Below are 9504 nucleotides of genomic sequence, written 5' to 3'. Positions count from 1 at the left end.
TTTTGATTGGTTGCCTTATCAGTATAGCTTTCAGAAGTAGCCATACGAAAATTGACCACCTCAGTACCGTTATTCATTGTTTTGCTTTCGGGATTGGCACCCAAATGACCGATTAACGTCACTTTGTTCAGCATGTTTTTTCTTACCTTAAATTTGCACCTTTTATATGTGCAAAATTTTAACATAAACTACATATTTTTTCAATTAATTCAAAAGGATATTATTATTTTTTAACATATAAAATTATGTTTTGTAGCGCTCTTTAATTTAATATTGATTGACATAGGTGTATGGTGTATAGTATCAAGTATCAAAAGGGAAATATATGGCAATTGTTAGTTTTAAGCATAAAGGGTTGAAATTATTTTTCGAAAGAGGATCTTGCAAAGGTATACAACCTGCTCATGCTAAAAAATTAGCAAATATTTTGGTAATTTTAGATACGATATCCGCTCCTGAACAAGTAACCCTAAAATCGTATCGTCTCCATGAACTTGCAGGGGATTTAAAAGGTTATTGGTCAATGCGTGTCAATGCCAATTGGCGGGTTACCTTTCGTTTTATTGGGACAGATGTTGAACTTGTTGACTATCAAGATTATCATTGATTTTTTGAGGTATTATGATGATGTACAATCCTCCACACCCTGGTAACATTTTGAAAGAAGAATTGCTTGATGAATTAGGGTTAACAGTAACAGAAGCAGCAAATCGTCTTGGTATTGCGCGTTTAACTTTATCACGCGTCTTAAATTGTCATGCGGCAATTAGTATCAACTTAGCTTTACGCTTAGAAAAGGCGGGTTTAAATGATGCGGAATTTTGGCTTAAATTGCAACAAAAGCATGATCTCTGGCAAGCGCGTCATAACAATCCAATTCCACATATTTCACCTTTAGAGCAAGCAGGGCATCTTTAAAAATTAATATCTACTCTGTCCTAAAATGCACTTAGTTTTTATATTTTTTAAGCTTTTCAAAAGACAAAACTTCTATATAGGTTTTGTAGTTCCTATGGTAACCAAAATATCGCAGACCATCGTTTGTTTTAGTTAAATCAAAAAATTTGCAAGATCTTCTTATACTTTCAGTTAAATTGCAGACAATATAGCAAAATCCAGGAACATTTTGAGATGGTGGTATTGGACATCCATTCACCGTGAAAGCCTCACCTTTACGAACTTTTTCTAAATAATCAAAAATATGCGTAACTGGGCTTTTATCCATTGGGTCTATTTCATTTTCTGTTGGTTGTTCGATAGTTACGATTATAATGGATTCAAGCGGAAAAGACTTGGTTTCAGAAACTAAAAAAGGACCGTCGTAGATATGCTTAAAGTCATAAAAATCAGTTTTTATAAAACCATTAATTTTTTTCAGATGGACATCAAGCATATCAAGGAGAAACTTGGGATTTCTATCAAATTGAGGTGTTGATCTGTTCACTGAATGCTCCTGTATAGATAACGAAAACTCTGTCAAAGTCAAAAACTTTACTTTGTATTATTAGTGGAAGCTTGGAGCGTATAAACAGAGATATTGATTAAACTGCGTGTACGCAACATAAGGAAAATTACGCAGACTAAAAAATAGCACCAAAGTAAAGTGTCCACTGAAAAAGAAAAATGCGGTTCTATGTACTTAGAAATGAAAGGCAAAGAGACCTTTTCTTTATAACTATTTGGAAGAATTAAAATGACAAGCGCTAAAGTTATGAGCTTTAAGAGTTTGTGCATATATTGTTGTAAATCACGCGTTAACCTCTGCCAACCTGTTGTATCGCCGTGTTTATATTTTGGGTTATTCTGCAACTCAGAAGGAATATAAGAATTGCATAAAATTGCAAAAATGGTTGTTACTATTACCAAAGCAACAGACGCGAATATTAAAATACCTTGGATAAAGTCAAGATTTTTTTTAATTCCTGAAAAACATAAAAATATAAAAATTATAACGCCAAACAAGGCTCTTAACTGCTTATCTGTAAACATATTTATTTCCCCTAGAAAAATTATGATCTCAATTTTTTAAATTATTTTCTGTTGATTTAAACACATGTCTAATCACAAAATGATCAGCACTTTTCACTATTGTGCTATCTATTTAACCTTTTTCAATACATCTCCTATGCCACTAAAAGCTTTCTCAAGCTCTTGCTTGTGAACAAGAGTTATGGGTCTAAAATGATCTTTCGCTGTTTTTTCTTTTGCTGCTTTTTCACGTGTATTTTCAATCGCTCTACGCACACTGCCGGCTTTTGAAAGAAGGGTGTTTTCTATGCTTTGGCAATAAGCTAAGAGCTCTCCGCAAGTGGGCATAAATGTTTTTGATACCCCATTTGCTTGACCAATTACGATATCTTCAACACCCTTTTTCAGGGCATATGACGAAATGCGGTCCAGCAACATGCCATAGGATAAAACGACGGCTTTGGCATCTGTATTCGCAGGTACCCGCATGCTTGAAAGCAGAAAAGAAGCTTTTTCAATCTGTTCAACGGAAGCTTTCACACAGAGCAAGGTTTCTAGACGATTGCAAGCATCTAAGGTTTGTTCCTCCTCCTGCTTCGTCAACGTATTCCCAGCTTTCAGCATCAATGGATACCTCGGATTGATCATCTCGATAATCTTCTCTAGATGAGAGATGATTTCTGAGTTCGCTAAAGCCTTCTGCAAGCTGCTTTGTGAAAGTTTTCGGAGTGAATTTTCCATACTGACCACCTATTTGATTAATTTTATGATCTTTTGAGTTTCTGATCCAATTGCGCCATGTCGCTTGCCAATCATGCTTGGTTGCATCCTTGCCTGTCTTGGCTTTCCAATAATCTCGAAACTTTGCGATTTCGATTTTCACGCGCTCTGGAGGCAAGCCCTCTGCAATTGCGAAATCGTAATCCGGTTCGAAATCAGCAGGCAATCGACAGCCGCGATCAGTTCTTGCCCGTTTTGCTTTTTTGGGAACGCTTTCTTGCTCGTGAATAGCAGGTTGATCCTCTGCAACCGTTTCGATTGCATCTGCTAGCTTTTCGCAATCATGATCTTCTGATGACGTATGAGCCTCATTAACAATTTCGATATTTTCTAAATCAATATCGTTTTCTTTTTTTGATAACACGATAGTGTTATTTTTTTTATTATATATGTTATTGTTATTGTTATTGTACCCTCTTGAAGAATCTTGAAGACATCTTGAAGAATCTTGAGGCTCTCTTGAAGAATCATCTTTGTTTTTACTCTTCCTAGTATTTGCAGCTTTCGCAGCTCGCTCTGCAAACTTATTTAAAGTTTCATCTGAATTGTTCAGCTCTTCTTCAACATCAGAAATCCACAAACGACCATCTTCTAAACAAATGATATGTCCAGATCTAAATAAATAATCTAATGCCTTTTGAAATCTTTTTATTGAACAGCAAGTAAAATGAGATAATATTTGCGCATCATTCAAAAGAGGCTCTCTGGTGCGCAACATTTGCAATCGCAACCGCATATAAACATTGCCTTCAATCGCTGGTAAACAAGCAAGGTCAAGAAGCCACTTGTCTGCAAAAAGCCTAGTCCAAGTCAACTTAGTTGACATATTTCACCTCCATTTCTTTATTATTATTAAAGGCAAAATTATCTAACTCTTCACTGAGGCTGTTCAGCTCTTCTTCAACACGCGTGTTCCACAAACCATCATCTGTCTCAACAAGTTTATTATTCCTCACGAGATATTCGACAATAGATACAAATTTTTTCTGCGAACAATGACAAACGCGTGCAAGCGTTTGAAAATCTGTTTTAAGTGGTTCTTTTTTTTCATACATGCAAACGAGAAGGGTTATATAAACCCCTCGTTGTTCAGATGTCATTCCATTTGTACCACTGATCCAGTCATACAAATAAAATCTTACCCACGGCATACCATTAGACATGCGCATCCCCTTTTTTCATTAAATATAAAATTGCTAAAGCATCCGCTTCATTATCATCTTTAGGCTCGTGTCCCTTTGCACACATCGCCTTAATCATTTCTTCTTTTGAGGCATTTCCTTTTCCTGTCGTTGTCTTCTTAATTGTGCCAACAGGGATGCCTTCATAAGGAATTTTGTGATGTTCACACCAAGCAGTTAAGACTCCTAACAAACCACCGTAAACATGCCCTGCATATGTACCAATATGCCGTTGCACCGCTTCAAAATACACGGCGTCAATACCACCGGCTGTTGCTTTCATTTCTGTAAGCCATTGTGCCAATTTTAAATAACGCATACCCCCGCCTTCAAAACGATGGTGTTCAAAATTCGCGGTTCCACTAAAGATGTGACCATCTGCACCACGTATCGCCCATCCCGTTTTGGTGCCTAAATCAAGGCAAAGAATGGTTGGTGCGTTAGTGATCATATTCCCCCCTAAGAGACTGTTGTGTATTTATTATGTGTACGTCACGATGACGCGGAATTAACTTAATCTCTTTTAAGAGTGTGAATTAGGCTGGTGGTGTTTGCTGTCAGATAAAGGAGCAGCAATAAAAGCAGAATGAGAGACAGAGCTGTCTTTCAATTGTTGCAATTTTAAATAATTTATTAAGGATATAGAGCCTTTTTTTTCCCACTTGCAGACAGCAGCTTGAGTTACACCAAGCATTTTTGCCATTTCTGTTTGAGTCCAGTTAAATTTGATCCGTATTGACTTAGTCAAATTCTTAAAATTTTCTCGTTGAGTCATTTAAAAGCTCCAATTACGGCTTCTTATTAATTTATTCATATAATTATAGTTATATAAAGTCAAGGAAATTTATCTTTATCAACGATAAAAAAATAAGGTAAGCAGAAGTATGAGTAATAAGTCTAATATCATAAGCACATTAAAAAAGATTTTGACCGAATTCAATTTAACACAAGAAGATGTGGCCAAGCGGCTAAATGTAACACAAGCTTCAGTGTCTAAGTGGTTAAAAGATTCTGATCCTCGTGGTTCTAACCGAGATGCTATCTTAGAATTATATAAAGAACTAAAAGGAGATAACCACTTAACAACTTTTGTTCCTCTTATGGGGTATATTGGAGCAGGAACTCAGATAGATCCAAGCTTTGAACAAATCCCAGAAGATGGTCTTGAACAAGTAGAAATTCCTTTTGCTTTGCCTGATGATATGGTTGCTTTTGAAGTTAAAGGAGATTCTATGCTTCCAGCTTATAAAGATGGAGATATGGTTATTGTAAGACGGCGCCAAATCAAAACGATAGAATCCTTCTTTGGAAAAGAAGCCGTTGTTTTAACACATGATAATAAAAGATATATAAAGCAGATTAGCAGAGGCATGAATGGTGAAATAGATTTGCTTTCTTGGAATGCTTTACCCATTAAAAATGTTAAAATTGTATGGATTGGAGAAATATTTGCTATTTTGCCAATAAGCTCTTACAGCAAGATGATTCGGACTTATCGTTAATTATTTCCCTCGTGTTCAGCAAAATATTATAACAATTTTTACAAAAAATATAACTTTTTATAATTTTTTACTTGCCAATTTATAATTATAGTTATATAAGTAATTATATAAACCAAACACAAGAGATCGCCAAGAGGCGTCAGGGAGGGGAAATTATGGATAAGCCAATTCTTATTAATTCCAATGAAATTTTATTAGTTGCCTACGGAGATGATCAACACATTGGGCATTCCGGTCCACTTGATGAAAGCCAAGTTTTAGCAATGATTGACGAGGCAGATGATACTATACAAATCTTCCGTGTAAATCCTTCTGAAAACAGTTGCGAAGATATTTCTGAAGAAATCGCAGAATCCTATCTTAGAGAACGTGAAGAACAGTGTTTTTACGGAATAATACCTCATGATTTTATTCTACATAGCACGGCATACGGTTTTTTCTTAGACGAAATCAAACAGCGCGAATATGACGATGCAATGTATGGTTCTTATGAAGAACAGCACCGTTTGCGTCTTTGTGACGTGATTTAAACTCTGAGGGCGTTTTTCTAGACGCCTCCTTTTCCTTCTTTCAAATATCATAACAAATGGAGCGCAGGCATGCATAATCTTGTCACAACAGCAGAAAATGCTTTTAAGAACGAAGCCATTCAAACCATGTCGAGTCGTGAAATTGCAGAATTGTGTGGTAAACAGCATAAACACGTTATGCGTGATATTAGGCAAATGCTTGAAGAATTATACCCTGAAGGGGGTCGGTCCAAATTTGGGCTGACCTATTTAGACACACAAGGTAGACCTCAAAATTGTTATAATCTTCCCAAGCGTGAATGTTTAATTCTTGTCTCAGGTTATAGTACTGCCTTGCGAGCAAAGATAATCGACCGGTGGCAACAATTAGAACAGCAAGTAGTGGCACCGCAAATCGATTACTCTAGTCCACAAGTCATGTTAGGGGTTTTAAATTATCTCAAAAATGAGAATGAACAAAAAGACAATATGATTGCTGAATTAAAACCAAAGGCAATGGCTCTTGAAAGCTTACAGCGCCATGAGGGGCTCTTCGGTCTTACTGAAGTTGCTAAAATACTCGAAATGCAACCAAAACAGTTCATTCTCTTCTTACAGCAAAAGGGTTGGGTCTATCGACGCATGGCAAGTGGGCACCTGTTGCCTTATCAAGACAAAATCCAAAAAGGTCTGATGGATTGTCCTACCATCACTATTCAAACCTCTGGCGGAATAAATAAAGTCATTCCTTCAGCAAAAATCACAACAAAAGGCATTGGTGTGCTTTCTCAAGAACTTAAAAGACAAAGCGTGCATTAAGGGATGACCATCATGGAAAAGAAATATAAGCTGTTTGATAAAATAAACCTAATTTATTTGCGTTGGTTTGCTAAATTTTTATTTGACAAGATAATGTCATTATGTCTATTGTCGAATCAGGTGCCTAAGAAACACCTTGATAGTAAGCGGGTTGGTTGCCGAAATAACCAATCTTCCGCAAATTTAAAGGCTTTGACTCATTGTATGCTTGTGGCGTACAAGAGATTTGTCGGGTGTAGTTATGCCATACAATACTCTTTATGGGAAAAGCATAACGACGGACTTACTACCGTGTTTCTTAGCACCCGGCACTCTTTTTGAGTGTCATTAAGAAACGTCTAAGTAGTAAGGAGTTCATAATGAACATTCTCATAACAATATCAGAGAAAATTATTGACCGTGAAACCGTCAAAACCGTTAATGCACGTGAATTACATACGTTTTTAGAGGTAGGTCGTGATTTTACGACATGGATTAAGGACCGTATTAATCAATACGAATTTGAAGAGGGAAATGATTTCATAAAAACACAAGATTTGCGGTCCCCAAAATTGGGGAGCGCAAAATCTAGAGCTGTTACAGTCACAGACTATCATCTCACATTAGACATGGCGAAAGAACTTTCTATGGTCGAACGCAATGAGAAAGGCAGGCAAGCTCGTCGTTACTTTATTGAGTGTGAGAAAAAGTTAAGAAACAAAGCTGTTGATTATGATAGTGATACACGCTTTGCTTTACCAAGCTATTGGGAGGGTATGAACGCTGGTGAAAAAGTTTTGTATCTTTTAGGTCCAATTCATATGCGTCTTATTGATGCTTTTAGAGTAGACGAAGAAAACAGGCAATACAAAGCTTTAATCAAAGAAGCTAAACAAGTGTTAGCAAGATCTATCGTGAAAGCTGCTTAGTTATAACGTCATCTTCTCGTCTTTAAAGGCGGGGAGGTGGTCAATATCACACAGCTTTTAGAAACAGAACTCTAACAACAACCATTTTAACGCAAGCGTGATTCACGCAACGGGTGAATTGCGCGCAATGGAGGAAATCAAGATGAGTGAACAAAACACGAACCTAACAGAAGTTGAAAAAACGCAACATTTAGACGTTGAACAAACTGCTATGGAACGCATTTTAAATAAAGCCTTAGAAAGTGATGTCGACATGGACCGTTTAGAACGTCTTCTTGATTTAAGAGAAAAAGAAATAAAAAGACAGAACCATCAGAGCTTTATCCATGATCTTTCGGCTATGCAAATCGAATATCAAACAATCACCAAAAATGCTAAAAACAGCCATACAAAGAGTGCATATGCAACGCTTGATCAGTATATTGACGCTGTAAAGGACACTCTTGCAAAACACCGCTTCGCTTTGTTTTCTCATATTAAAAATCAAACAGAAAAAAACATTACCATAGAAATAACTCTGTCTCATCCTTCAGGCAATCAAATCTCAACAGAAGGAACATTTCCAATTGATGGACAAGGAAGCAAAAATAACATTCAATCTCTTGGTTCTACTATCACTTATGCACGCAGATATCTCTTAGGCATGCTTCTTAATGTCGCAAGTAAAGAAGACGATAAAGATGGGAATATGCCTCAAAAACCGGCTTTTCCAGAACAGATCAATGAAATCAGAAGGCTTATGCTACAAACAAAGGTAGAAGAAGAAAAGATACTTTCTTATGCGAATGTCGAAAAGCTTGACGATATCTCTGATCAGAGCGCGCAAACCATTTTGCACCTTTTAAAAGATAAACAGAATAAGCAAATGGTATCAACACAACAACAAACGGCGGTGTGATATGGAACAAAGAACAGCAGAATGGTTTCAAGCGCGATTAGGGAAAGTCACAGCCTCTAATGTTTATAATGTACTCAGTAAGACAGCAAAAGGTTTGCCGACAAGCAAATATGAAGACTACAAAATGAAACTCATGACAGAACGCTTAACAGGAGAAATAAGCCAATCTTATATAACACCGTCTATGCAATGGGGTATTGAACATGAAGAGGACGCTCTGAAAGAATATGAATTCATTTATGATGCCGATGTTATAAAATGCGGCTTTATACCACATCCTACCATGGCAATGGCGGGGGCTAGTCCTGATGGTTTGATTGGTGAGGATGGTTTAGTTGAAGTTAAATGCCCACAATCAAGAACGCATTTGCACTTTTTCCTTTATAATGAGATTAAGCCTGAATATCACGCGCAGATGCAATTCCAAATGGCTTGCACAGGACGCAAATGGTGTGATTTCATTAGTTATAATCCACAATTTGTAGGAAGATCATCTCACTTACGCATGAAAATCAAACGGGTACAGCGTGATGATGCACAAATTGAAGAGATTCATAAAGCAGTCGAGGTCTTTTTAGCAGAGATAGAGCAAGACATGAAACAGATCTTGACAAAAGCTGCTTAACCCTATGGGGGTGCTCTCTCCTCCCAGCACCCCCACCCATTTATGTAATATAAAAGAGTGAAAGGTAACGAGATGATATTTGATGATGGCGATAGATATGTAACAACACGTGAATGTGCACAACTCTTTAGCGTATCAACCACAACGATTCGCAATTGGGTTCTTCAAGGGGTGTTTCCTGAGCCCTATAAGCTAGGGAGAGCAGTGAGATGGAGAAAGAAAGAGATTTTGGCATTCACTCCAAAGAAAAATAAGGAGCAAATAACAACAATATAGATAAAGTTGTATAAATTGTAGAAGGTGGTCTAAAAGGT

At 36.9% G+C, this 9504-nt stretch carries 17 protein-coding genes; 9 read left to right on the top strand and 8 right to left on the bottom strand.

All coding sequences use genetic code 11. From position 1 onward, the window contains the following. On the bottom strand, positions 1 to 134 hold a 134-nt coding region (locus tag AC0QT1_RS07300), incomplete at its 3' end, for a single-stranded DNA-binding protein (RefSeq protein ID WP_473201984.1). Positions 135 to 325: 191 nt separating this feature from the next. On the opposite strand from AC0QT1_RS07300, the gene AC0QT1_RS07295 reads away from it, so the two are divergent. Both AC0QT1_RS07295 and AC0QT1_RS07290 read left to right on the top strand, forming a co-directional pair. Continuing rightward, the gene (locus AC0QT1_RS07295; protein WP_473201347.1) at positions 326 to 607 is read left to right on the top strand and encodes a type II toxin-antitoxin system RelE/ParE family toxin; all 282 of its coding nucleotides are present in this window, start codon (positions 326 to 328) and stop codon (positions 605 to 607) included. 17 nt (positions 608 to 624) lie between these two features. Beyond that, positions 625 to 918, top strand: a complete 294-nt coding sequence (locus tag AC0QT1_RS07290; protein WP_473201348.1) for a HigA family addiction module antitoxin — start codon at positions 625 to 627, stop codon at positions 916 to 918. Positions 919 to 949: 31 nt separating this feature from the next. On the opposite strand, the gene AC0QT1_RS07285 is transcribed toward AC0QT1_RS07290, so the two are convergent. The 7 genes from AC0QT1_RS07285 to AC0QT1_RS07255 all read right to left on the bottom strand — a co-directional run bounded on the left by AC0QT1_RS07285 (position 950) and on the right by AC0QT1_RS07255 (position 4704). Beyond that, positions 950 to 1444, bottom strand: coding sequence for a hypothetical protein (locus tag AC0QT1_RS07285; protein ID WP_473201346.1), 495 nt, complete (start codon positions 1442 to 1444; stop codon positions 950 to 952). A gap of 47 nt (positions 1445 to 1491) precedes the next feature. Continuing rightward, a complete protein-coding gene (locus AC0QT1_RS07280; protein ID WP_473201982.1) occupies positions 1492 to 1989 on the bottom strand; it encodes a hypothetical protein in 498 nt (165 codons plus the stop codon). A gap of 108 nt (positions 1990 to 2097) precedes the next feature. Next, positions 2098 to 2508, bottom strand: a complete 411-nt coding sequence (locus AC0QT1_RS07275; protein ID WP_473201981.1) for a hypothetical protein — start codon at positions 2506 to 2508, stop codon at positions 2098 to 2100. Beyond that, positions 2492 to 3574 (bottom strand): hypothetical protein, encoded by a 1083-nt coding sequence (locus tag AC0QT1_RS07270; protein WP_473201980.1) that lies wholly within the window; start codon positions 3572 to 3574, stop codon positions 2492 to 2494. Before AC0QT1_RS07270 ends, AC0QT1_RS07275 begins: the two co-directional genes overlap by 17 nt. Then, positions 3564 to 3911 (bottom strand): DUF1376 domain-containing protein, encoded by a 348-nt coding sequence (locus tag AC0QT1_RS07265; protein ID WP_473200402.1) that lies wholly within the window; start codon positions 3909 to 3911, stop codon positions 3564 to 3566. Before AC0QT1_RS07265 ends, AC0QT1_RS07270 begins: the two co-directional genes overlap by 11 nt. Next, positions 3904 to 4380, bottom strand: coding sequence for a crossover junction endodeoxyribonuclease RuvC (locus AC0QT1_RS07260; RefSeq protein WP_473201979.1), 477 nt, complete (start codon positions 4378 to 4380; stop codon positions 3904 to 3906). Before AC0QT1_RS07260 ends, AC0QT1_RS07265 begins: the two co-directional genes overlap by 8 nt. Positions 4381 to 4452: 72 nt before the next feature. Continuing rightward, positions 4453 to 4704, bottom strand: a complete 252-nt coding sequence (locus tag AC0QT1_RS07255) for a helix-turn-helix transcriptional regulator (RefSeq protein WP_473201978.1) — start codon at positions 4702 to 4704, stop codon at positions 4453 to 4455. 109 nt (positions 4705 to 4813) lie between these two features. On the opposite strand from AC0QT1_RS07255, the gene AC0QT1_RS07250 reads away from it, so the two are divergent. The 7 genes from AC0QT1_RS07250 (at position 4814) to AC0QT1_RS07220 (ending at position 9466) form a co-directional block, all read left to right on the top strand. Beyond that, on the top strand, positions 4814 to 5431 hold the full coding sequence (locus tag AC0QT1_RS07250; RefSeq protein ID WP_473201977.1) for a LexA family transcriptional regulator: 618 nt from the start codon (positions 4814 to 4816) through the stop codon (positions 5429 to 5431). A gap of 155 nt (positions 5432 to 5586) precedes the next feature. Then, positions 5587 to 5961, top strand: coding sequence for a hypothetical protein (locus AC0QT1_RS07245; RefSeq protein WP_473201976.1), 375 nt, complete (start codon positions 5587 to 5589; stop codon positions 5959 to 5961). Positions 5962 to 6030: 69 nt separating this feature from the next. Further along, positions 6031 to 6759, top strand: coding sequence for a Rha family transcriptional regulator (locus AC0QT1_RS07240; protein ID WP_473201975.1), 729 nt, complete (start codon positions 6031 to 6033; stop codon positions 6757 to 6759). A 359-nt stretch (positions 6760 to 7118) separates the two neighbouring features. After that, positions 7119 to 7667 (top strand): antA/AntB antirepressor family protein, encoded by a 549-nt coding sequence (locus AC0QT1_RS07235; RefSeq protein ID WP_473201135.1) that lies wholly within the window; start codon positions 7119 to 7121, stop codon positions 7665 to 7667. A gap of 142 nt (positions 7668 to 7809) precedes the next feature. Next, positions 7810 to 8565 carry an ERF family protein gene (locus tag AC0QT1_RS07230; protein ID WP_473201136.1) on the top strand — a complete coding sequence of 252 codons (756 nt, stop codon included), beginning with the start codon at positions 7810 to 7812 and terminating at the stop codon, positions 8563 to 8565. Between the two features lies 1 nt (position 8566). Next, entirely contained in the window at positions 8567 to 9190 is a 624-nt protein-coding gene (locus tag AC0QT1_RS07225; RefSeq protein ID WP_473201137.1) for a lambda exonuclease family protein, read from the top strand. 72 nt (positions 9191 to 9262) lie between these two features. After that, the gene (locus tag AC0QT1_RS07220) at positions 9263 to 9466 is read left to right on the top strand and encodes a helix-turn-helix transcriptional regulator (protein ID WP_473200413.1); all 204 of its coding nucleotides are present in this window, start codon (positions 9263 to 9265) and stop codon (positions 9464 to 9466) included. The last annotated feature ends 38 nt before the right edge of the window (positions 9467 to 9504 follow it).

The sequence above is a fragment of the Bartonella sp. P12B genome (genome assembly GCF_055796185.1).
Note: the sequence above shows the minus strand (reverse complement) of the source record. Positions and strands in the feature narration are given on the sequence as shown.

Bases quoted from the DNA above. Each gene is read 5' to 3' on its own strand.
- AC0QT1_RS07295 (WP_473201347.1), top strand. From the start codon at position 326: ATGGCAATTGTTAGTTTTAAGCATAAAGGGTTGAAATTATTTTTCGAA.
- AC0QT1_RS07290 (WP_473201348.1), top strand. From the start codon at position 625: ATGATGTACAATCCTCCACACCCTGGTAACATTTTGAAAGAAGAATTG.
- AC0QT1_RS07280 (WP_473201982.1), bottom strand. From the start codon at position 1,989: ATGTTTACAGATAAGCAGTTAAGAGCCTTGTTTGGCGTTATAATTTTT.
- AC0QT1_RS07270 (WP_473201980.1), bottom strand. From the start codon at position 3,574: ATGTCAACTAAGTTGACTTGGACTAGGCTTTTTGCAGACAAGTGGCTT.
- AC0QT1_RS07265 (WP_473200402.1), bottom strand. From the start codon at position 3,911: ATGTCTAATGGTATGCCGTGGGTAAGATTTTATTTGTATGACTGGATC.
- AC0QT1_RS07260 (WP_473201979.1), bottom strand. From the start codon at position 4,380: ATGATCACTAACGCACCAACCATTCTTTGCCTTGATTTAGGCACCAAA.
- AC0QT1_RS07255 (WP_473201978.1), bottom strand. From the start codon at position 4,704: ATGACTCAACGAGAAAATTTTAAGAATTTGACTAAGTCAATACGGATC.
- AC0QT1_RS07250 (WP_473201977.1), top strand. From the start codon at position 4,814: ATGAGTAATAAGTCTAATATCATAAGCACATTAAAAAAGATTTTGACC.
- AC0QT1_RS07245 (WP_473201976.1), top strand. From the start codon at position 5,587: ATGGATAAGCCAATTCTTATTAATTCCAATGAAATTTTATTAGTTGCC.
- AC0QT1_RS07240 (WP_473201975.1), top strand. From the start codon at position 6,031: ATGCATAATCTTGTCACAACAGCAGAAAATGCTTTTAAGAACGAAGCC.
- AC0QT1_RS07235 (WP_473201135.1), top strand. From the start codon at position 7,119: ATGAACATTCTCATAACAATATCAGAGAAAATTATTGACCGTGAAACC.
- AC0QT1_RS07230 (WP_473201136.1), top strand. From the start codon at position 7,810: ATGAGTGAACAAAACACGAACCTAACAGAAGTTGAAAAAACGCAACAT.
- AC0QT1_RS07225 (WP_473201137.1), top strand. From the start codon at position 8,567: ATGGAACAAAGAACAGCAGAATGGTTTCAAGCGCGATTAGGGAAAGTC.
- AC0QT1_RS07220 (WP_473200413.1), top strand. From the start codon at position 9,263: ATGATATTTGATGATGGCGATAGATATGTAACAACACGTGAATGTGCA.